A 22,805-nucleotide genomic window follows, 5' to 3' on the forward strand; every position below is an offset into this window, starting at 1 on the left:
TTGGAGGTACTCAGGCGGCCTGATTATCAAATCACGGAGAAAGAATTGCTGGCGGCCTGGGTATTATTCGCCAATCAGTTGCTCAAATATGGCTATGCTATGGCTGATTTATGAGGGGATCCTTCAGCGCCAAGCGTGCCCCCAGAGTCATCTTGTTAGCTGCCTGCGGCATTGCTAGGCGCAGTACTCGTTGTAACGATTGGTTAAGTGACTCAATAAAGCTCAAGTTCTCTTCCATTGTTTCTAACGCTTTTCCCAGCAACAATTTGAAGTTGTCAGGGTTTGGCTTCCACCACTCCAAAATGGATTGGTCGTACACGTCGGCTGGCACCAGGGAGCCGACGGCGACCTTGTACTCTTCCCGCGTTAAGCCTTTACATAATTGCTGTTTGAGCGTTGATATAGCGTCGCTCCAATCATGGGTTGCTCGGTTAATTTCAGCGACAATCAAATTCAACGACTTGGCCATGAGTCTGCTGACATTGAGGTAGTCGCTCGGATGCTCTTTGAGTTGAACTAGCTGAGCAGGCGATAGCAGCTGTTTCAGTAAATCATCAATCTGGGTCACGCCGCCGAACATCAGTGCCAGCCACAATTTAGACACTCCAGCTTTCTGGGTTACCCCTACGTCTGAGGTATCAAATCTTATATGGAGTAAATGGCTATTAAGACCATCTATCATTTCCCTTACTGCCCAACCTGCTTCCTGAATAACGCGCTCGATATTAAGTCCTAGGCGCTCTACTGTGTCATCGTTGGTTAGGGCGGTTTTAACCCCGTGGCGCTGGGCATTTCGCTCCGCTCTAATGATATTAAGGATTTCTGTCTTATCCCTGCGATGCTGGGTCATATCGATGGCGCGGGGATGGTTCGCAACATCGATGTAAGGCATAGACTGAAAGCTGAACATTCCGAGCTGCTGAAATATCTGTGTGCGCTTTAAAATGGCTTGCAGCTGGCCCCAATAGCTCGTTTTAATGGTGATCACGCCTTCAGCTAACAAGGTTTCAGCCACATGGGTGCCACAGTAGCGCCGCACATCAATTGCTTTGTAGCCGTAGCTGTGGCGGTTCCGCCAAAAATAGGCCATAAAGTCCCTGTGAAGCTGCAAGGCGCGTCTTGGGCCATCAATGGCATACCATTTCTCAAGCGACAATTCGGATAGCTGAATGTTTTCTACCGTGGCAGCTGGGTCAAATGACAGGTCTTCGTGGGTCGCGATAGCCTGCTGAGTAAAGCCAGAGAAGTTAGGCACTAACAAAGAAGAAGTCTGTTGGTGTGCCTCATGTAATCTGCAGTCCAATTTTGGTTTGTAAAACACCATCCTAGAATTGCCCTTCTCAATACCCTGTTTGCTGATTTTAACGACACGGCGGGAGAACTGGTTTGCGCTTTCGGTCTTACGAGCTTCCGGCCTGTAGCCTGTCAGTAGACTAATGCTTTGCAGATACGGAATATTCAGCGATTGTCGTTGTTTTCCACCAAGCGCACTAGATAATGAGTCCGTAAACGCCTTACAGAGATTTTCGCAGCCGGTGTGATGGTCTTCTGGGCCGTATTGCTCACACAACGTATTCTGCACACCACAAACCCTGCTATCTATCTGCTGCTGAATTGACGGTAGCAGCAATGCTTTGGCTACCTCGTTGACCGTCCGGCCATTTACCTTAACGCTTATCCCTTCGGCGCGATAGGCAAATCGGTATTGATTAAGGCCTGCCTTAGTCAATAACCAGCATTCTTTGACATTGGACAAAGTGGTTTTCTGACCTTCCGGCACGAACTCAAAATTAATCGCATACTCCACCACGATATCGCCATTATGCTGAGCAAAGCGCGAGATGGTGCAGTTACGGTCTTCGTCGTAAACGTCTGACATATCATGCGGCCGCGTCCACAAGTCCAAGAGGTCCGGCCGGTAAAAGCGTTGGAATTAGCCACTTTGCAAATAAGACATTGATTCATTTAGCTTTTCTGACAAAGGCTGGATAAAATCCTTACCGAGATAGCGAATCCTGAAGCTGCTTAAACTGTCCCTGAATCACCGCTTTTTCCTGAAGAATCAACCTGTTCTCATCGGACAGAGCTTCCACTCTATTCTGAGAGACTATCAGATCCGTTTTAGTGGCCTCCAATGCTTGGGATAGTACGGCCACTTGCTTATCGGCATCTGCTTTCTGGCTGGTAAGTGCGGCAATATTATCCGCCAGTTGTTCACTTTTATGTTGCTGCTCCCGGCTTTTTGCCGAGGCGTCGTTAAGTCGATGCTCCAAGTTCTCGATATCGACCACTTGTCTATCCAAGGTGCTTTTGTTCATCGCATTGGCCTGTTCGAGCTCATGCGTTTGTCGTTGTAAGTGCGCATTAGTGTCTATCAGTTCGGACGCGCTTGACTCGGCTTGGATGAGCCGGTGTTGCAGGTCTTGAATCAGGTCTTTCAGGCCCTGGTTAACCACGTGGAATTGCTCGCGTTCCTGCTGCCGATCTTCGGCGGTGCGTTGCTGGTAGTGTTCAAAGTGATCACGAATATCCTTATTTTCCTGCTTGAGTTCTGCAACGCTTTCCTTTAATTCAGCAGTTCGTGAAAGGGCTTCGTCGCGTTGAGCCTCTGCCGTTGCTAGCTTAATGCGTACATCTTCCAGGGACTTGCTTTGCAGGGCTTTTGCTTCGGTAATTTGCGATAGCTGGGCGTTCAGATCCTGTTGGCGGTCGGTAAGCTGCGCGATGCTGTTACGGGCCTCAGTCAATTCTTTCCGGAGTTGATCATTCGATGCCTTGAATTCGTCGCGGGATTGCGCGATGCGCTGGTCGGCCATCTGCTGAACCCGTTCATGTAAGGCTTTTACTACCTCGACGAGATCATTCGGCAACCCGCTCACATCGACCACCTCCCCATTATCTGACCGCCAGCGCTTGAGTAGTGGTGCAATGGTGCTTTTGCTGCCGGTTCCCAAATGCTCGCGGACACGATCTACGGTAGGCTCCTGGTTCTGGATTTTGATAGCCTCTGCGGCTTTCGAGACATCGTAGTAAGTGATTCCGGCGCGAGCCATGACAGTTTCCCTCGGTGATTATTTAGTAACGTATTACATAGCACGTAATATAACATAATATATTGACTTTTATGCAGCCAATAAAAATTAAATAGTAACCTTCGATAATGAATGTTATCGTGGGTTATGAGTGAGAAATGAAAAATTGATGTTTGTAACACCAGTACATTGGTGCCTTCCAGCGACCCACAGAAAAGGGATAACCATGGATAACTACACACCCAAACTCACATCGGATTCGCCATTACGTAGTGAGCAATCAGTTTTGCCGTCGCTGGCAGAATCCGACTCACTGCGCCACTATCTGCAAGCGGCGACCTCCAATAACACGCGAACAGCCTACCGTTCAGCGATTCGGCAGTTCGAAAAATGGGGCGGGCGGTTGCCCACGGATCGGGATACCCTGGTGCGTTACCTGGTGGCCAAGGCCGATGTGCTGAATAGCCGGACTCTCGCCCTTCACCTCACGGCCGTTAGCCAATGGCACCACTACCAAGGGTTGACTGACCCGGTTCGTGATCCGCTGGTATGTAAAACCATGGAGGGCATTCGCCGCACCCATGGACAGCCCAAGCGCAAGGCCAAGGCGTTGCGCTTGGAGCACATCGCCCAACTAGTAAATTACTTGCGGCACTTACCGGACAACAAAAAGAAATACCGGGATATTGCCTTGGTACTCACCGGGTTCTTCGGCGCCTTGCGTCGCAGTGAGCTGGTTGCTCTTCAGGTCAATGATCTGGTTTGGGAGCCGGAGGGGCTGCTCATCCGGTTGCCGCGCTCCAAGACCGACCAGCAAGGCATGGGTTTAATGCGAGCTTTACCTTACGGAAAGGCCGCTTGTTGTCCGGCTACCGCCGTGAAAACTTGGTTAGATGCAGCGGGCATCACCAGCGGTCCGGTGTTTCGTCCCACCAACCGCTGGGATCACATTCAGGAAAAAGCGCTGGCTCCAGGTGCGGTCAATGCTTTGCTCAAAACGCTGGGGCAAGCCTGTGAGTTTGATTTTGTGCCTGAACTCAGTAGCCACAGTTTCCGTAGAGGGTTATCCACATCGGCAGCGCGTGAGCGAGTGGATTTTGAGTTGATCAAGAAACAAGGCGGCTGGAAGAGCGATGCCACCGTCTGGGAGTATATCGAGGAAGGCCAGCAGCTCAGCAATAATGCGTCAATTATCTTAATGGAGAAGATGGCAACCCTGATGGATGCTGAATGATTCGGTCAACATTCGGGGCAGAATCAATGTATCGGGCCAAACCCAAATACCAAAGCTGGTAATGTTACCGCCACGATCATGGATCATTCTGGCCGCTGTACACCATCGATAAAATATTGTAGACTTTCCTACCTTTGTGTAACTAAATCTACAATATATGAAATGGGTATTACTGATCTTATCCCTGCCCACCCAAAACGCGACAGTGCGTATGCGGGTATGGCGAACCCTCAAGTCCTCCGGTGCAGCAGTATTGCGTGACGGCGTTTATCTGCTTCCCCATCGACCAGAACATCAGCAATTGTTCGATGGCTTGCTGCAAGAAGTAGAGGCAAGTGAAGGCTCAGCCTATGTGCTCCTGGTCGATACCGAAGATGCTGGCCAATTCAGCGGCCTGTTTGATCGTCAGGATGATTACGCCCATCTTTTACACGAGCTGCCCCCAATAAAAGAATTGGCCAGTAGTTCCCTGCAAGAAGCAACCAGACAGCTGCGTAAACTGCGCAAAAACTTCACCGCTATCGCCGCAACGGATTTTTTCCCCGGTGAAGCGCAGGCACAAACCCAGCAGGCGCTGCAACAGCTTGAACTTCAGCTCAATCGCCAGTTATCGCCCAACGAACCCCATGAGCACACCGGTGAAATCCCACGGTTGGATATCAGCCTCTATCGCGGGCGGTTATGGGCAACCCGTCAACGTCCCTGGGTGGATCGCCTTGCCTGTGCCTGGCTAATCCGCCGTTTTATCGATCCGGAGGCTCGCTTTGTGTGGTTGCAAGCACCGAAGGATTGTCCCGCCGATGCGCTGGGCTTTGATTTTGACGGAGCCAGTTTCACTCACCTGAATGGCAAGGTCACTTTTGAGGTTCTGCTTGACAGTTTTAGGCTCGATCACCCCGGCTTAACGCGCTTGGGGGCCTTGGTGCATTTTCTGGACGTAGGGGGTATCCAGCCCAGTGAAGCCAGTGGGCTGGAGCAAATCCTGTGGGGATTGCGCAACAGTATTCATGACGACGATCAACTCATCGCCACGGCTAATGGTGTCTTCGATGCCTTACTGGCTGCTTTTACAAATAAGGAAACACACCATGAGTAACACCACCGAATTAATAGCTCACCAGCCGGTTGAAGCGCCTGCGCCGGTCAGTTTTTGGGAAGCCTTCCGTTTCTGGTTAAAGCTCGGGTTTGTCAGCTTTGGTGGCCCGGCAGGCCAAATAGCCATCATGCACCAGGAGCTGGTGGAGCGCCGGCGCTGGATCAGCGAAAAACGGTTTTTGCATGCGCTCAATTACTGCATGGTGTTGCCTGGTCCGGAGGCGCAACAACTTGCCACTTACATTGGCTGGTTAATGCATCGTACCTGGGGCGGTATAGTGGCGGGTGTGCTGTTTTTGTTGCCATCACTCTTCATTTTGATTGGACTCTCGTGGGTATATATCGCTTACGGCGACGTAAGTTGGGTAGCCGGTTTGTTCTACGGTATCAAACCGGCGGTGACTGCCATCGTCGTGCATGCCGCCCATCGCATTGGTTCACGCGCGTTGAAAAATAATGTGATGTGGGCGATTGCTGCCGCCGCGTTTGTGGCCATTTTTGCACTCAATATCCCATTCCCTTACATCGTGATTGCAGCGGCACTGATTGGTTATTTGGGTGGGCGGTTTCTACCTGACTACTTCAACAGCGGCGGTGGCCATGGCAAGGCTGATAAATCCTTCGGCACCGCGTTATTCGATGATCACACACCCACGCCCGCGCACGCCATGTTCCGCTGGTCGCGTTTCAGCATGATCTTGATCTCCGGTGCATTACTCTGGGCTGTTCCGCTGTTTGCACTTTGGAGTTATTTCGGTTGGGATCACACACTGACACAAATGGCCTGGTTCTTTACCAAAGCGGCACTACTCACTTTCGGTGGTGCCTATGCGGTATTGCCCTATGTTTATCAGGGTGCGGTCGGCCACTATGGTTGGCTCACGCCCACGCAAATGATCGATGGCCTCGCGCTCGGTGAAACCACACCAGGGCCGCTGATTATGGTGGTGGCCTTTGTCGGTTTTATTGGGGGATATGTACAAGCCGTATTTGGCACCGACATGGTATTTCTCGCGGGCGCAGTAGCCGCCACCATTGTCACCTGGTTTACCTTCTTGCCCTCGTTTATTTTTATTTTTGCGGGTGCCCCCTTTATTGAAACGACGCACAATGATTTGAAATTCACTGCGCCACTCACGGCCATCACGGCGGCGGTGGTAGGTGTGATCTTGAATCTCGCCCTGTTTTTCTGTTACCACATTTTGTGGCCAGAAGGCTTTGATGGGCGGTTTGAATGGATATCAGCGGTAATTGCTGTTGCAGCGGGTATCGCATTATTTCGTTACAAAATGAATGTGATGAAGGTGATTGGCATGTCGGCGCTTGTTGGGCTTGCGGTGTCGTTAATGGGGATTAATTAAGTCATCTTTCGATCTGCTCGAACTCATTGCTTACACTTAACGGAGGAAAACCAATGAATGATTTTAACCAAAACAAACGTGATTTCCTGGCTACCAGTGCGACCGCTGCCGCAGGGTTGCTTATTGCATCGGCATCAAATGTTAGCGCAGCTGAATCGTCGTCTCAGGCAGCACCTAAAGGAGCAAATTGGATGATCACCGAAATAAAACCAAAACCTTTATCCTTCAATGCCGCAAAATTAAAAGGCCTTTCTGCCAATTTGATCGAGTCGCATTGGACTAACAATTACAGCGGTTCGGTAAAAACATTGAATGCGGTGAATGATCAGTTGAGTCAGGCACTCGCAAACCCCGACACGCCAGCGTTTCTCTACAATGATCTCAAGCGGGAGCATTTGATTCGCACAGGCTCGGTCATTTTGCACGAATTATATTTTGATAACCTGGGCGGTAATGGCAAAGCCGATGGTGAATTACGCTCAGCTTTCGCCAAACAATTTGGTACTTTTGATCGCTGGGAAACCGAATTCCGCAAAATCGCTCAAGGCTTGGGCGGTGGTTCCGGGTGGGTTGTTCTGGGGTATAACACGCATTTCAATAAGCTGGAAAATTATTGGATGGGTGATCACGCACATTTCCCGGTAGGCACAGTTCCGTTGTTGGTCATGGATATGTATGAACATTCTTATCACATGGACTTTGGCGCGGCTGCCGGTAAATATATTGATGCTTTTTTCAATAATATTAATTGGGATGAGGTTGCTCATCGGCTCCAAGCCACTCACACGAAGACAACATCCTAAAAACGCTATTGGTATGCCTTCTCTTAGGGGGCATACCATTCGCTTCGGCGCAACCAATCAAGGACACGGACGTTATTGATCCGGCGCTGAGTGACGTGTGACTAAATTAAGAGAAAACCAAATGGCGACCAGAAACCTGCAACTAGCCCACCTGCGAAAACTGTCCCAACTGAAACTGCCATTAACAAAGTAGCGGATCGATGGCGGCCATTTACCAGACAGCCTATCCGCGGATCAAGTCAGATATCACGCATGTCGAGTTAGGGGATGTCTACACACCGACACCGGAAGAGCAGCAGTTTGCTGTGAAACATTGCAAACGGGCGAGCACTTCCTTTCTGGGATTACTAATCCAGTTAAAGACGACCCAACGATTAGGCAGATTTGTCACATTGGGTGAAATTCCAAACGTCATCATCGCACACATCAAAAGCCAGTGTCGTTCAAGAGCATCATTCAAGGATCTTCAAACCTATTACGTGTCAGGGGCAAAGGATCGTCATGTAAAACTGATTCGACGTTATCTCGATATAAAACCCTACGATGCAGCCAAGACCTCCGGATTAACAAAGAGTTGGGCGCAAGAGGCGGCAACAACTAAAGAAGCCCTGCCGGATATCATCAATGTCACGTTGGAATACTTGGTCAAGGAGCGATACGAGTTGCCAGCGTTCAGCGTGCTTGAGCGAATCTGCCAAACAGCCAGAGCGGAAGTCAACACCCGGTATTACGGTCAACTGTGTGAATTTTTGACGGCTGAAAGTCGCCAGTGCATCACGGATATTCTCCGTTCCAGCACCGGGCCGAATGGTTTTGGCTGGAGCACGCTGAAAAATGAACCGAAACGCCCAACTCCTCGCAATATCCATGCGTACATCCACTACCTGGAATGGCTGACCTCCCTGCAAACACTACTGCCTGCGGATTTGGGGTTGCCACCGGTGAAACACCAGCAGTTTATCGACGAGGCCAAGGCCCTGGATTACGCCGAATTGATGAAGCTAAAGCTGAACAAGCGACTCGCTCTGGTCATCGTTTTAATCCGACACCAATACGCACGAACTCTGGATAATGCCGCCGATATTTTTATCAAACTGCTGTTAAAAATGGATCGCTCGGCGCAGAAACTGTTGGAGAAATACCTTGCAGACCATCAAAAGCAAACTGATCATTTGATTTCTGTGCTGACTGGAACGGTCAAGGTTTATTTGGATAAACCCGAATCGGTGTCAGCTTTTGATCCTGTCCTAGGAAAGAACAGCGATCAGTTGCTGCAAATGTGTGAACACTACATGGCGTTCGCGGGTAACAACTACTTGCCGTTCATGGTTCAACTCTACAAAAAGCAGCGATCAACGTTGTTTCGCACGATTGAAATACTCAATCTGGCTTCGTCCACGGAAGACAAGGATCTGCTGAATGCATTTCAATTTATTTTGAAATACAAACAACGGCGCGCCGAGTTCCTGTCCATTCAAAGTGATCCAAACGATCCATCCTCCAAAAATGTCATCAACATTCGCTGGATTCGCGAAAGCTGGTGGAAACTGGTCACAGGAAAATCGACTAAATCAGCGCAAGTCACCGAGGTCAATAAAACCTGTTTTGAGCTGTGTGTGTTTGAACGGATCGCCGAAGAACTGAGTACCGGTGACTTGTTCATTCCCTACAGTGAAACCTTCGATGATTACCGGGAGCAAATGATCACCTGGGAAGAATACGAGGCGCAGCTGCCTACCTATTGCGAGGAGGTAGGACTTATCGCCGGTGATACTGAATTTGCAAGAACACTGAAGGAGTCCATGGAGGCGAGCTGCCAGAAAGCTGATAGCCAATTTCCAGAGGATGAACTGGTCCGTATAGAAAACGGGAACCTGATTATCGGTAAACCAAAACCGGATCAACCTTCGCCAGAGGTCGAAGAAATTGGAGCGCTCTTGCGCGATCGCTTGGACAAGATCAACCTGCTCGATGTAATCATTAATGTCGAAAAATGGTTGAACTTGAACAAACATTTTGGCCCGTTGTCGGGTTTCGAGTCACGTATCAGCGACCCGGTGTTACGTTTTGTTCTGACGGTGTTTTGTTACGGCACCAATATTGGCCCTACCGAAACCGTGCGATCCGTGCAGGGTGTGTCGCGCAAGCAAGTTGCATGGCTTAACTTAAAGCGCACTACGGAAGCCCGTCTCGATAAAGCGATTGCTAAGATCAACAGCGAGTACAAGAAATACCGGCTCATTGAGTGTTGGGGTTCGGGCAACAGTGTGTCCGCTGATGGCAAGCTCTGGGATCTCTACGAAGATAATTTACTATCGGAATACCATATTCGTTACGGCAGCTATGGCGGCATTGCCTATTACCACGTCTCAGATACCTACATTGCGTTGTTCAGCCGGTTTATCCCCTGTGGTGTCTACGAGGCGATTTATATCCTGGACGGTCTGCTCAACGACGAATCAGATTTTAATCCAGACACCGTTCACGGGGATACGCAGGCGCAATCAACACCGGTATTTGGCCTGGCGTACCTACTGGGCATCAAACTCATGCCGCGTATCCGAAATATCAAAGATCTCAGCTTCTACAAGCCTGACCGCGCTATGGTGCTTAAGCATATTCAGTCCTTGTTCAAAGAGCCTATCAAGTGGGACCTTATTGAAAAGCACTATGCGGATATGATGCGAACAGCTATGTCCGTTAAAGCAGGAAAAATTACCGCCTCGACAATCCTGCGCCGGTTCGGCACCAAGAACCGGAAAAACAAGCTGTATTTTGCGTTCCGCGAACTCGGGCGAGTGGTCAGAACTATGTTCCTTTTGGAATACATCACCGATGTTGATCTACGCAAAACGATCCAGGCAGCGACCTGTAAGAGTGAGGAGTTCAACGAGTTTGCACGTTGGTTGTTTTTTGCGAATGCCGGAAAAATTCCCGCTAACCTAAAGCATGAGCAAAGCAAAATCGTGAAATACAATCATTTGCTGGCGAACTTCACAATCCTATACAACGTGAACGCGATGACGGAAGTGTTTAACCAGTTGAAGTCGGAGGGCCACAATATCACCCGCGACCTCATGGCCGCATTCTCGCCGTACCATACCGAGCACTTGGGCAGATTGGGAAGCTTTGAGCTGGATTTGACCAAGCAGGTTAAACCAATGTCATTTGAGTTGCTGGTTGATTAAATCTTTATTATTCAGTTAGTTATACTCGAAGTGGCTAATTCCAACACTTTTACCGGCCGGACCTCTCCAACAGGTTAACCGGATGTTTTGCAAAATCCTCTGCAACCTCAGATTTGAGGATGGGCATCATTACCGCCTCGGGTAAGGTTTGATTTACCTGAGTGCTGGTATCGTCCATTTCAGAGTTGAGTTTGGGGTAAGGGATCCAGCCGTGGCCAGATTCTAATTGCTTGAAAATTGCGTAAGGACGGAATGGCGCGGCCCCGATACCGTCAATGCTCCAGCGAAAAGATAATAGCAGGCTTTGTGCTTCGTCAAATAGGTAATTCAAGCTCTTGGGGTCTTGAGCCCACTCGCGGTACATTTCCAAAAATAATCGCTTGGTCTTAGGTGGGATATTAGGGTCGTTGGCGATGTCGCGATACCCTTCATGCTCGATTTCTCGACCGTTAGCAACAAGCTCTGCGAACTCCTTAGCAATCCGAATGCTATCCAATGTCAGCTGGGCGGCGTAACGCACCATCTTCTCTAAATACTTGGGTTTAAGGGTGTTTGGCTGTAGCGCGACGCGATTGTAAGTGACCGGATCGTAAGCTCGAGCATGAAGGGCTCTGGCGTCCATATCATTGCTTAAACGCCAAAGGTAATCCCTCACTCGAAGTGCATTTTCACTGCCTAACGCATTCCAGCGGGGTAATTTTGAAAGTCCTGTAGCTGAATTATCGGTTTTACCAACAAGGGTGCAGGTCACGCAGCCAAACCGTGCCTTACCCCCACAACCACTGTTTTTCTGCCCCACAATGATGTCGCAAACCTCATTTGAGCCATTGCCATAAAGCTCTAACAGAAGACCGAAGTTAGTCAGGTAAGTATCGATGACGATACCTGGGACTCGTTTAATGGGATTGCTACCGGCTATCCGAAGCAGGTCAAATACCTGTTCAGTTTCCCAGTGTTTAATCGGCGCCAGCTTATACATTTTGGAGCCAGCGGCTTCTACCTGTGCCATATCAGCCAGAATTGAGCCTGCCGTAATCAAGCTAAGCCCCTGCTTCTTCATGTTGCCTGCGCGGTGATGACTTTCGGCAATGCGACTGCCTACACAGCTAACCAGTTTGTAGCAGCTGCATTCACTGTACTTTTTAATCGCTTGCTTAATGTAGCGCTCGGACGGGTCTATTTTGAGAATAATGCTGCAATCTTGGTGACGTGTAACCGAAGGCACCAGTTTTTGCCCCCCAGTATACTTGATAAAATACTGGTCATTGATTGGCGGCTGAATAATGTCGTAGCAGAGATTAATCCCAATTTGCTTTCCAAACTCCAGTAATCGCTTACGGACATAATGGACGTACATTTTAAGCGCGATGGCTTCAGCCCCCGTATCCACGGTGACGACGAGTAATGGTCTCGATGGCTCGACTAAGCCAGCCTGAATGGATTGGCGATAGGCTTCGACTGCCATTAACACCACGACTGAACTGTCTTTCCCTGAGAGCCCACAATGCAACACCACCGGCTCACTTTCAATGAGTGTGCGAAGCGCAGAAACACCTTGGTTGAATTGCTCATAGACTACTTTTAAATTTTCTTGGTCTTGTGCATCGAACTGGAAAATGTCTACGAGCTGTTGGGGGTTGTTCATTGTGAATGTCGCCTTGATCAGAGATGACTAGATGATCTCGCACATCGCAATTCACGCAAATTTCCGCTTTAAAGCCCCAGAAATAACCCATTCAATCAGCAAAATTTGCCAGATCTCGGGTTCGTGAAATCATGTCTCTATCAATTTCGATGGAGCTAAACCGATGGCCACAACAGAACATCAATCAACACTTTTGCCACTGACACTTTTCAAGGCTAAAGAAGGCCTAAGCAATAAAGCCGGAGTCACGATATACGAAGGCGTGATTACTTTCGAAGAGCTCGCCAAGCACTTTCCCGTAGAGGCCAACAGTGACGTTTTAAGCGAGCAACTGAAACGCCAGCGGGATGTGGACTCAGGTCGTGTTAACGCCCTAAAGCGGTACTGGCAGGAAACCGACGCGGCAGTATTCCCGAATATGACTTTCTTCTGTAATGAGTTGACCGTCTTAGAAGAAATGAAGATAGGTAATCGGTCCGTGGTCACTGCGGAACTTCCTGCAACGGCTGACAGATTTATTGCTGACGGCCAAGGCCGAGCCACTTTTATTAAATGGCTGTTAGCCCAATACAAAGATCATTTTAATGATTTCACCGTCAGCTTTAAGCTCATTCATATCGCTGACGAATCTCTTACCACTCCGTTTGCGACAAAGCTAATACGCCAATTATTCAGTGATTACCATGTATCACTAAAAAAACCAAATAAATCAATTAGTCACCACTTTAACAGCCGTACACCGTTTGCTGCGTTATGTCATGAATTGCTTGAAATGGAAATTAGCCAAGGCAAACGACTCAAAGACCGAATAGGGCTGCACGGTAAAATCAATTGTGGAACAATGTGGAAATTCGACCAATTCAAAGCGATGGTTCTGAAGTTCATAGGAGTCTCAGCTTCTACAGCTGACAAATCATTAGCTGACGCAGAGCACTTTGAAGTCACGCTAGGAATTTGCCGGGATTTTCTGAAGGAAGCAATCTCCAAATTCCCAGTAAACATGCTCGATGGCCAAGACTACAAATCTCAGCATGAGGCCGCCATGTTTACGAAAGTAGTGTTCACCAATGGCTTAGGTCTACTTGGTAGATCAATATTTGATGCAATTGTGGTGAACGGCACGGGGGATGACTCTTTCAGTGTGTTCCAAAATCTGAATCTACCCATTGCAGATAAAGCGGATAAATTTTGGATAAAGCACAGCGTAGTCACTCACGAAGACCACAAGATAGTTCGCGGTAGCGATAAACGAATTGGCGCTCTACTGTGTCAACACCTGAAGGTATTTCCTACGTTGGAGCTAATGGCATGATCGTCGACCTGAAAGATTATCGCTGTCCAAATGCGCAAGTGGCACTAACAAGAGTGCTTGAAGCATTTGAAATCTGCAGCACCAACGAGCTAACAATCATCACAATTGAGCCCTCTCTAGAGCGAGCACTGGTCCATAGGATTGAACACATGAGCTATACGATGTTGATAACCCAGGCAACATCGCGAGATATCACAGATGAGATTGTGACCGCTTGGGGTGTGGATGTTGACGAAGATGATATTTCAGATGTTGACCAACAACATACACTTGTTGTTACTAAGCAAAGAACGGTTTAGATGTATTTTAGGGTATAAATTTTTTCAATTGGTTGCTAATCAATAATCAGCGCGGTATATATCCTTAATGCGGCATTGTGTTTCTTTTATTTTTAGTCGAGGTATGGGATGGGTATTGGTTCGGATTTGATGGTCGAGTTCGGCGAGGAAGAGCACGAAGATAACATTAGACATGAGATTGCATACAGAGCTGCCGTCTATGTCTTGTTTAATGGCTCTGACAGATTAGCAGCTATTCAAGCTGCGACTGGGCATGTTCTAGCACAGCATGAAGCTATTGCTAATCAAGAATATGCAGAGGATGAAGATGTAATTACTTTTTATGATCCTCGCCTTAATGATAGCCCTGTGCCTTTTCAATATCAGGCACAGATATCAGCTATTCAAGCAGAATTGATTAATTTGATTTAAGTTGCCTCAAAGTAGTTAATTATCATAATAAGCGCCCTTCGGGCGTTTTTTGCTTTCCGTGACGTTCTGGCCATCGGCTAAAGGCCACGGAAACGATGGAAAATGCAAAAGTTTAAAAATATCGCTTGCCTCAGTATGACAATTGTCATACACTATGTTTAAGGTTAGTGCGTCGTGCGTTAACCATCGGAGAGCCGAAGCGCATAAGCGGGTGAGGCGAAGGAAAGTATCATGGCAAATCTATCAATCAAATCTCGTAAAACTGGTGAAACTTTTAACTTCTGGATGCCGTTAGACGGAGGATATATTCGTCTTGAATCCCAAGGTCGCAGCGGGACTTTAGGCAGACAAATTTGTGTGGGCGGTGGCTTCATGGGTAACACACTTTCCGCACGTTCTGAGGCCAGCTTTGAAAAGCAATGTCGTAGCTGGTATCGCGCTTACATGCGCAATCAATCAAATATCTAACATCAAATTTATTAAGCCCTGTAATACAGGGCTTTGGAGTCTTATGAGCCAATTACCGCGCAATCCGAGTTTTACCCCGTCCCCAAAATTAAGGGCAAACCTTGAGGAAAGGAGAGAAGGGACGACCGAGCGCCTAAATCAGATTTGGGATCGCTACGAATATTTGCAACTCCAAGCGGGGATTCACTTAGAGTCAGCAGAAAAGCAAGTGTTGTTAAATGTGCTTTCTGGCTCATTTATCGAGCCGTCTTTTATCGAGCATTTGGCGCATGAGATCATAGATTCTGATGATTACATCGAGGGAATAGATGCTGCCAAGACGCTCTACGAAAAAGTTAAAAACGCCACTTATGCTGAATTGTTAGCTACCGTAGAGCGGCTTGGATACTGAACAAGTCCTCCAAAACTAGCGCCCTTCGGGGCGCTTTTGCTTTCCGTGAAAGGCTTACGGAATACCGTGTTAAACTGATTAGGCAGTGAAAAAATCCTATTGTCTGCATATCCCCAAATAAAGAGGAAATACAGACAATGAGCCGCGCTGACGCACTAACACCTGCCCAAATCAATCGAGTCCTGAAAACCTGCCAACTCATGCAGCATAGCGAAGGTAAACGCTGTGCTGTTGTACTTTCTCACGCCGCTATGCGCGTGACTGAGATTGCACTACTCAAAACTGAACACATCCTTTTTGCCAATGGCAAAATCAAAGAAGAAATCCACCTACCAGCCAGCATTTGTAAGATGTTGAAACCAAGAACCGTTTGGCTTACAAACAAAACATCGATGGAGATTATTCAGCAATGGATTGATCACCGCTTAGTTAAAAAGTGGGGCGTATCTGGCCGCGCTGACTTCCAAGGATTAATACCCGAGTCACGGTTTCTGTATACAGTTCGTGGTGCTCCTTACTCGATACAGCCGAAACCAAGGAAGCTCGAATCAGGAGAGGTACGAGAGTATTGGGCTTGTGACTCGCTAGAGCAGGCTATGAGGGAGATCTACAGGAAATGCGGATTACCCTTGGCATCCTCACATTCAGGCCGTAAATCGCTTTCTACGAATGCAGTAGTCAATGGCGTCCCGATTGAAACAGTAGCGCGAATACTAGGCCACGCCAGCCCTGAAACTACTATCGACTATGTTGTTATTCAACCAAAGCGAATCGAAGAAATGTGCGGTCTTGATTGGGTTTAACTTGTTGCCATTTATGAGCGAATAGCGCACACTGTAAAGTTGTTAGTTTCGTAAAATTTTGAGGAATTTATGGCGGAATCCGCAGATAAAGAGGCTTTTTCGGCATATTGCCGCGCTCAAGTTGGACTTGATGCAAAAGAGGTGGCAGATCTTGCCAAAGTACCCCGCCGCACGTTCTATGATTGGTGGGCAACTCGACGTACTGCTGTTGAATTGATCGTAGATGGTATTAAACATCGCAATAGCAAAAATGTGTGAATATCGCACATTACTTGTTGACTTGTGAGCGGTATTCGCTCACAATAAGCTAAGTTGAGTAATTGTGCTGAGGCTACAAAATGAGTATAAGAGAAGTATTAGATTATTTTTCTGCTGCTGTTAGAAAGCGTTGGGATAATGCTTGTTACTCAGTAGCTTGTGATATAGAAGCTAACAAACATTATGGCGACAAAGACAGTTGAAAAACTTGTTATTTGATAATTTATCAATATCTACGTTTACAAAAAAATTCATCTTGAATGTATTTTAGAACCAGGGGGTTACACAGGGTGAGATTATGCTTTGTAAATTCTGTTAACATTTAGCTATTTTGTTCTTAAGTCGACTTAATGCGAGATTATTGATTGATATAAATCATCCATAATCGAATGAAATTCGTTCGACTGGATAGGTTTGTTAACCAATTTAACAATTTATAATCCGGCCCTGGGGGGTTACAAACATAAGCAGGGCGAGATCGTGAATATATTTTAACCGTTTTGAGCTAAATTAGACGGACGGCATCGATTATGCTCTTATGCTCTCTTTTTCTTATAGAGAGCATAAGAGCATGTACCTTGAAGCCTTCACATCACATTTCAACTCGATTGCTGACAGCCGACAATCTGCCAAAGTGACTTACCCGTTGCATGATGTATTGTTCGTCACTCTGTGTGGTGTGATTGCTGGCGCCGAAGGTTGGTCTGAGATCCACGATTATGCTGTCGGGCACCATAATTGGTTTAAAGAAAAGGGAATTCTGACCGAAGGTGTCCCTGTCCGGGGGAAGCACAACCTATATTTTCATTTCCATAACTGAAACAAGTCCGGCAGTGTTTATTTCTCCGGGAGTTGGCTGGATATTCATTTCCTGGCGTACTCTGACGCCGGGTATTGATGAAGCAATCCAGCCTTCCTGATAAGTATCGAATGGCTTCTGTTTGCTGCATGACAGGCTAATGACATCTTTGTCATTTAAATCTTTATTCTCAGTGTTGGGGCTCCGGAATCCTTTGCTCCAGTCTGGGCACGGATAAGATAAAACGAGTTGAGCGTACGTCCGATTCCACCTGCACTCTTCCGTGATGTGCTTCCACGATTGACTTCACAATTGCAAGGCCGATGCCGCTGCCTTCTCCTTTTCGTTGTCTGGACGGATCCACCCGATAAAAACGGTCAAAAAGCCTTGATAAATGCTCTTCAGGGATTGGTTTCCCCGGATTTTCAATCACCAGGTCAAAAAAGCTCTCTTGCTCTCTTATTGAGACGGTGATTGCCTGTCCCTCCGGGGTATAACGCAGGGCATTGGATAACAGATTATTGATCGCTCTTCTGAACATTTGTGGATCTCCCTCAACCAGGCAGGGCATCCCGTTAAATTTGAGCGTGATATTGCGTTCTTCGGCCCAGGCTTCGAAAAACTCGAAGACTTTCATGACTTCTGCTCTGAGGTCAAACCGGACCCTGTCAGGTATAAGCTGATTATTGTCCGCCTGCGCCAGGAACAGCATGTCGCTGACCATTTTGGTCATCCGGTTATACTCTTCAAGACTGGAGTAGAGGACATCCTCAAGTTCCTTCTGGGTTCGATCCTGACTCAGTGCGATTTCAGTCTGCGTCACCAGATTGGTGATGGGCGTTCTGATCTCGTGCGCGATATCGGCAGAGAAATTGGCCTGGCGGGTAAAGACATCCTCAATCTTTCCAATCATATGATTGAACGAGATAACCAGTTGTTCCAGCTCAATGGGAACGCGTGTCGGTTCCAGCCGCGTATCAAGATTCTCGGAGGTGATGCTTTTAATGGCATTGCTGACATTACGAAGGGGCAGGTGCCCCTGACGGACAGCGATGCGAATGATCAGAACAATCAGCAGGCTTATCACGACGGCAATCGCAATCAGATTTTTTTTCAGCGCATCGAGGTAATGGAGATGGAAATTAATGGAGAGGCCAGTCAGCATGACATAGTTCTGCTGTTTGCCCTGAAATATCGCCTGGCCAGAGGAGGCGATAATCCGGTATGTTTCCATCTTCATTTCAGACCCGGTATCCATCGGTCTCGCAGGATCCTCCACCGTCCAGAGAAAGACATCCCGTGCGTGGCTGTGCTCGCTAAAATCTGCTGAATTCACGGCCGGGCGTAGTGCTGCCCCCTGCGCTGAACTAAAGAGCACCTCACCCCTGGGATTGAGGAGCAAAAGGGCAACGTTGCGGTAGCTGGCAATCGATTCCTTTATTTTGCTTACTTTTTTTTCATCTGGATCTTCCGGGGACTGGAGTATACGGTTCAGTGTGGTGCTGATTTGTTGAAGATCGCTGACATCCTGCTCGGCAAAATGATTTTCAACAGAATGCAGCATAAACCAGGTGAAGGCGATAAAAGCCAGTATCGTGGACAGGCTGATAAAAAAGGTCAGCCGCAGGGAGAGTGAGAAAGGGTGCCTGGAAGGTTTGCTATGCATCCGGGACCTCCAGCATATAGCCCACGCCCCGGACTGTCTGGATCAGCTTTGTCTCGTAATCGTTGTCTATTTTAGCGCGGAGTCGCTTTACGGCGACATCAATCGCGTTAGTGTCGCTGTCAAAATTCATGTCCCAGACCTGAGAGGCAATCAGGGAACGGGGAAGAACCTCTCCCTGATGGCGAATGAAAAATTCCAGCAGGCTGAACTCTTTACTGGTGAGCACAATGCGGTTTCCGGCGCGACTGACTTTTCTGGATACGAGATCAATCGAGAGACCAGCCACCCTAAACTGGCTTTCCGTGATCATCGTGTTTCCCCGCCTCAGAAGGGTTTTCACCCGGGCTAGCAGTTCGGCAAACGCAAAGGGTTTAACCAGATAATCGTCCGCACCCAGTTCCAGTCCTTTGACCCTGTGTTCGATCGTGCCGAGGGCCGTCAGCAGTAAGACCGGCATACCCTTTCCGGCAGTGCGCAGCATCCGGATGATATCCCAGCCGTTCATATCAGGCAGCATGATGTCCAGAATGACTAAATCATACTCGGCTGTCATGGCGAGATGATATCCGGTAAGACCATTATCAGCGTGATCCACTACGAACCCTGCCTCTCTAAGCCCTTTGCTGAGATATTCACCTGTTTTAATTTCGTCTTCGACGATCAATATTTTCATCTTGCTCCCCGGCTGGCTGCTAAGGTCATTCTATTGCGCCCACGATCATTATCAACGGATTACAGCAAAAATGACAACATTGTCATTATCCTGTCACCCGACAAACAGAGAGCGTTCGGTAAAGTACCCCTATCAATACTCTGGACTTCATTTGAACCATTTACCAGGTCTGCCTGGACGAGAAGCGTTATGTTCAAATTAAAATTACTCAGCATTAGCACGATATTCATCCTGACCGGTTGTGTCTCTCTGGCACCTGAATATCAGCGCCCGGCAGCACCGGTACCCCAGCAGTTTTCACTGTCCCGAAACAGCCTGATGCCAGCAGTGAATGGTTATCAGGATACGGGCTGGCGTAACTTTTTTGTCGATCCCCAGGTTACCCGGCTGATCGGGGAAGCCCTTGCTAATAACCGTAATTTGAGAATGGCTGCCCTGAAGGTTGAAGAGGCCCGGGCCCAGTTCAACGTCACGGATGCAGATCGTTATCCCCAGCTGAATGCCTCATCCGGGATCACCTACAGCGGTGGTCTGAAAGGCGACAAGCCGACCACACAGGAGTACGACGCGGGTCTGGAACTCCGCTATGAGCTCGATTTTTTCGGCAAGCTCAAGAACTTGAGTGACGCTGATCGCCAGAACTACTTTGCCAGCGAAGAAGCCCGTCGGGCTGTACATATCCTGCTGGTCTCCAGCGTTTCACAAAGCTATTTCAGCCAGCAACTGGCGTATGAACAACTCCGTATCGCGCGGGAAACGCTGAAAAATTACGAACAGTCCTATGCTTTCGTTGAGCAACAGCTCGTGACCGGGAGTACGAATGTGCTGGCGCTTGAACAGGCCAGGGGACAAATCGAAAGTACCCGCGCTGAGATAGCCAAACGAGAAGGCGATCTGGCTCAGGCAAACAATGCCCTGCAACTGGTGCTGGGAACGTACCGTGCACTGCCGCCAGAAAAAGGGATGAAAGGCGGTGAGACCGCGCCAGTTAAACTGCCATCAAACCTGTCGTCACAAATTTTGCTGCAGCGACCGGATATTATGGAGGCGGAATACCAGCTGAAAGCGGCTGATGCGAATATTGGCGCAGCGCGGGCGGCCTTTTTCCCGTCCATTACCCTGACCAGTGGCCTTTCCGCAAGCAGTACGGAGCTGTCCAGTCTCTTCACGCCAGGAAGCGGAATGTGGAATTTTATCCCTAAAATTGACATTCCTGTTTTTAATGCCGGCAGGAACAAAGCCAATCTCAAACTGGCAGAAATTCGCCAGCAACAGTCGGTGGTTAATTACGAACAAAAAATTCAGTCCGCCTTTAAGGATGTTTCCGACACGTTTGCGCTGCGCGACAGCCTTAGCCAGCAACTTGAGTCACAGCAGCGTTATCTTGATTCACTTCAGATAACTCTCCAGCGAGCCAGAGGATTGTATGCAAGTGGTGCTGTCAGTTACATCGAAGTGCTGGATGCAGAACGTTCCCTCTTCGCTACGCAGCAAACCATTCTCGATCTTACCTATTCCCGACAGGTTAACGAAATTAATCTGTTTACTGCGCTGGGTGGCGGTTGGGTAGAATAAATTTATTTAATTAATCAGGAAATTAAAAATGCGTAATTCACTTAAAGCTGTTTTATTTGGTGCCTTCTCTGTCATGTTTTCTGCCGGTCTTCATGCTGAAACACATCAGCATGGCGATATGAATGCTGCCAGTGATGCTTCGGTACAGCAGGTTATCAAGGGCACCGGTGTCGTTAAAGACATTGATATGAATAGTAAAAAGATCACCATTTCGCACGAAGCAATCCCTGCGGTGGGCTGGCCTGCAATGACCATGCGCTTCACTTTTGTTAATGCAGACGACGCTATCAATGCCCTGAAAATCGGCAACCATGTCGATTTCTCGTTTATTCAGCAGGGCAATATCTCCTTACTCAAAAGCATTAACGTTACGCAATCCTGATTGACTGTCCGGAGCGAATACATCCAGTGCGCCTGAACATTCATTAAGGGATTACTGTGAATGAATGATCGGGCGCATATGCCAGGTGTTTTGATTTTTCAGCGAGAAATTGTATGGCTTCTTTAAAGATAAAATATGCTGCAATAATTATCAGCAGCCTCCTAGCAGGAGGGCTGATATCGGTTACTGCCTGGCAGTATGTAAACTCATCACAAAAAACAGTACAAACAGAACAAAAGGCACCGGAGAAAAAGGTACTTTTCTGGTATGACCCGATGAAACCGGATACCAAATTTGATAAACCCGGAAAATCTCCCTTTATGGATATGGACCTTGTGCCAAAATATGCTGATGAAAGTGGCGATAAAAGCAATGGCGGGATCCGTATCGATCCAACCCAGGTTCAGAATCTGGGATTAAAAACGCAAAAAGTCACGCGAGGAATGCTGAATTATTCTCAGACAATTCCGGCTAATGTCAGTTACAACGAATATCAGTTTGTCATTGTGCAGGCGCGCTCTGACGGTTTCGTCGAAAAAGTGTATCCCCTGACTACTGGCGATCATGTGAAGAAAGGCACTCCGCTTATCGATATCACCATTCCTGAATGGGTTGAGGCACAAAGTGAGTTCCTGCTGCTATCCGGTACAGGCGGTACGCCAACCCAGATAAAAGGGGTTCTGGAGCGACTTCGTCTGGCTGGTATGCCGGAAGAGGATATTCAAAGACTGCGTTCAACCCGCACAATCCAGACCCGTTTTACCATTAAAGCACCTATTGATGGTGTCATTACTGCATTTGACCTGCGCACCGGCATGAATATTTCGAAAGATAAGGTGGTGGCTCAGATTCAGGGGATGGACCCGGTCTGGATCAGCGCTGCAGTGCCGGAATCTATCGCCTATCTGCTGAAAGATACGTCGCAGTTTGAAATTTCGGTACCGGCTTATCCGGATAAAACATTCCATGTCGAAAAATGGAACATTCTTCCCAGCGTGGATCAGACAACCCGTACGCTTCAGGTCCGTCTCCAGGTTTCTAATAAGGATGAGTTTCTCAAGCCGGGCATGAATGCCTATCTGAAACTCAATACCAAGAGCCAGGAGATGCTGCTGATACCAAGCCAGGCCGTTATCGATACCGGCAAAGAACAGCGCGTGATTACTGTTGATGATGAAGGCAAGTTTGTGCCGAAACAGATCCACGTTCTGCATGAATCACAACAACAGTCCGGCATCGGCTCCGGCCTGAATGAAGGCGATACCGTGGTGGTCAGTGGTCTGTTCCTCATTGACTCCGAAGCCAATATTACGGGCGCGCTGGAACGTATGCGCCATCCTGAAAAAACAGAAAGCAGTATGCCAGCAATGTCTGACCAGCCTGTAAATAGGCATTCAGGGCACTGAGGAG

At 48.1% G+C, this 22,805-nt stretch carries 20 protein-coding genes and 1 pseudogene; 16 read left to right on the plus strand and 5 right to left on the minus strand.

Features of this window, described 5'->3' with window-relative positions; genetic code table 11:
• Window positions 1-97: 97 nt before the first annotated feature.
• Entirely contained in the window at window positions 98-1,879 is a 1,782-nt protein-coding gene (locus B5P39_RS25090; RefSeq protein WP_254915852.1) for a hypothetical protein, read from the minus strand.
• Between the two features lie 118 nt (window positions 1,880-1,997).
• Window positions 1,998-3,053 (minus strand): DNA-binding protein, encoded by a 1,056-nt coding sequence (locus B5P39_RS23170; RefSeq protein ID WP_011711680.1) that lies wholly within the window; start codon window positions 3,051-3,053, stop codon window positions 1,998-2,000.
• Between the two features lie 205 nt (window positions 3,054-3,258).
• Here B5P39_RS23170 and B5P39_RS23175 point away from each other — a divergent pair, with 205 nt between their 5' ends.
• From B5P39_RS23175 to B5P39_RS23195, 5 genes are all read left to right on the plus strand, one after another.
• Window positions 3,259-4,266, plus strand: coding sequence for a site-specific integrase (locus tag B5P39_RS23175; RefSeq protein ID WP_011711679.1), 1,008 nt, complete (start codon window positions 3,259-3,261; stop codon window positions 4,264-4,266).
• Window positions 4,267-4,423: 157 nt separating this feature from the next.
• Window positions 4,424-5,362 carry a chromate resistance protein ChrB domain-containing protein gene (locus B5P39_RS23180; protein ID WP_011711678.1) on the plus strand — a complete coding sequence of 313 codons (939 nt, stop codon included), beginning with the start codon at window positions 4,424-4,426 and terminating at the stop codon, window positions 5,360-5,362.
• Window positions 5,355-6,722: a chromate efflux transporter gene (gene chrA, locus B5P39_RS23185; RefSeq protein WP_007645338.1), complete on the plus strand. Its 1,368-nt coding sequence runs from the start codon at window positions 5,355-5,357 to the stop codon at window positions 6,720-6,722. Before B5P39_RS23180 ends, chrA begins: the two co-directional genes overlap by 8 nt.
• Window positions 6,723-6,775: 53 nt before the next feature.
• Complete coding sequence (locus B5P39_RS23190; protein ID WP_007645336.1) at window positions 6,776-7,525, plus strand: superoxide dismutase; 750 nt, start codon at window positions 6,776-6,778, stop codon at window positions 7,523-7,525.
• A gap of 200 nt (window positions 7,526-7,725) precedes the next feature.
• A complete protein-coding gene (locus B5P39_RS23195) occupies window positions 7,726-10,713 on the plus strand; it encodes a Tn3 family transposase (RefSeq protein WP_011711676.1) in 2,988 nt (995 codons plus the stop codon).
• A gap of 49 nt (window positions 10,714-10,762) precedes the next feature.
• On the opposite strand, the gene B5P39_RS23200 is transcribed toward B5P39_RS23195, so the two are convergent.
• Window positions 10,763-12,358, minus strand: a complete 1,596-nt coding sequence (locus B5P39_RS23200; protein ID WP_011711675.1) for a phosphoadenosine phosphosulfate reductase domain-containing protein — start codon at window positions 12,356-12,358, stop codon at window positions 10,763-10,765.
• A gap of 163 nt (window positions 12,359-12,521) precedes the next feature.
• On the opposite strand from B5P39_RS23200, the gene B5P39_RS23205 reads away from it, so the two are divergent.
• From B5P39_RS23205 to B5P39_RS23240, 8 genes and pseudogenes are all read left to right on the plus strand, one after another.
• Window positions 12,522-13,670 carry a DGQHR domain-containing protein gene (locus B5P39_RS23205; RefSeq protein ID WP_011711674.1) on the plus strand — a complete coding sequence of 383 codons (1,149 nt, stop codon included), beginning with the start codon at window positions 12,522-12,524 and terminating at the stop codon, window positions 13,668-13,670.
• Window positions 13,667-13,969: a hypothetical protein gene (locus B5P39_RS23210; protein WP_041413373.1), complete on the plus strand. Its 303-nt coding sequence runs from the start codon at window positions 13,667-13,669 to the stop codon at window positions 13,967-13,969. The genes B5P39_RS23205 and B5P39_RS23210 overlap by 4 nt, the downstream gene beginning before the upstream one ends.
• A 108-nt stretch (window positions 13,970-14,077) precedes the next feature.
• Window positions 14,078-14,380, plus strand: a complete 303-nt coding sequence (locus B5P39_RS23215; RefSeq protein WP_011711673.1) for a hypothetical protein — start codon at window positions 14,078-14,080, stop codon at window positions 14,378-14,380.
• Window positions 14,381-14,611: 231 nt separating this feature from the next.
• Window positions 14,612-14,848, plus strand: coding sequence for a hypothetical protein (locus B5P39_RS23220; RefSeq protein ID WP_049796112.1), 237 nt, complete (start codon window positions 14,612-14,614; stop codon window positions 14,846-14,848).
• 43 nt (window positions 14,849-14,891) lie between these two features.
• A complete protein-coding gene (locus B5P39_RS23225) occupies window positions 14,892-15,239 on the plus strand; it encodes a hypothetical protein (RefSeq protein ID WP_011711672.1) in 348 nt (115 codons plus the stop codon).
• A 137-nt stretch (window positions 15,240-15,376) separates the two neighbouring features.
• Window positions 15,377-16,042: a tyrosine-type recombinase/integrase gene (locus tag B5P39_RS23230; protein ID WP_011711671.1), complete on the plus strand. Its 666-nt coding sequence runs from the start codon at window positions 15,377-15,379 to the stop codon at window positions 16,040-16,042.
• A 69-nt stretch (window positions 16,043-16,111) separates the two neighbouring features.
• The gene (locus B5P39_RS23235) at window positions 16,112-16,300 is read left to right on the plus strand and encodes a hypothetical protein (RefSeq protein WP_041413370.1); all 189 of its coding nucleotides are present in this window, start codon (window positions 16,112-16,114) and stop codon (window positions 16,298-16,300) included.
• Between the two features lie 571 nt (window positions 16,301-16,871).
• Window positions 16,872-17,081, plus strand: a pseudogene (locus tag B5P39_RS23240) (transposase family protein); the annotation flags it as partial.
• A 208-nt stretch (window positions 17,082-17,289) separates the two neighbouring features.
• Here the strand turns inward: B5P39_RS23240 and silS are convergent.
• Window positions 17,290-18,765 (minus strand): copper/silver sensor histidine kinase SilS, encoded by a 1,476-nt coding sequence (gene silS, locus B5P39_RS23245; protein WP_011711631.1) that lies wholly within the window; start codon window positions 18,763-18,765, stop codon window positions 17,290-17,292.
• Window positions 18,758-19,438 (minus strand): copper/silver response regulator transcription factor SilR, encoded by a 681-nt coding sequence (gene silR, locus B5P39_RS23250; RefSeq protein WP_011711632.1) that lies wholly within the window; start codon window positions 19,436-19,438, stop codon window positions 18,758-18,760. The genes silS and silR overlap by 8 nt, the downstream gene beginning before the upstream one ends.
• A gap of 189 nt (window positions 19,439-19,627) precedes the next feature.
• On the opposite strand from silR, the gene silC reads away from it, so the two are divergent.
• The 3 genes from silC to silB all read left to right on the plus strand — a co-directional run bounded on the left by silC (window position 19,628) and on the right by silB (window position 22,801).
• On the plus strand, window positions 19,628-21,013 hold the full coding sequence (gene silC / locus B5P39_RS23255) for a Cu(+)/Ag(+) efflux RND transporter outer membrane channel SilC (RefSeq protein WP_011711633.1): 1,386 nt from the start codon (window positions 19,628-19,630) through the stop codon (window positions 21,011-21,013).
• A 28-nt stretch (window positions 21,014-21,041) separates the two neighbouring features.
• The gene (cusF, locus tag B5P39_RS23260) at window positions 21,042-21,395 is read left to right on the plus strand and encodes a cation efflux system protein CusF (RefSeq protein WP_011711634.1); all 354 of its coding nucleotides are present in this window, start codon (window positions 21,042-21,044) and stop codon (window positions 21,393-21,395) included.
• A 113-nt stretch (window positions 21,396-21,508) separates the two neighbouring features.
• Window positions 21,509-22,801, plus strand: coding sequence for a Cu(+)/Ag(+) efflux RND transporter periplasmic adaptor subunit SilB (gene silB, locus B5P39_RS23265; RefSeq protein ID WP_011711635.1), 1,293 nt, complete (start codon window positions 21,509-21,511; stop codon window positions 22,799-22,801).
• Window positions 22,802-22,805: the final 4 nt, after the last annotated feature.

Origin of the sequence: Shewanella sp. Shew256, assembly GCF_002196695.1 — a bacterium.
GTDB classification, from domain to species: domain Bacteria; phylum Pseudomonadota; class Gammaproteobacteria; order Enterobacterales; family Shewanellaceae; genus Shewanella; species Shewanella mangrovisoli.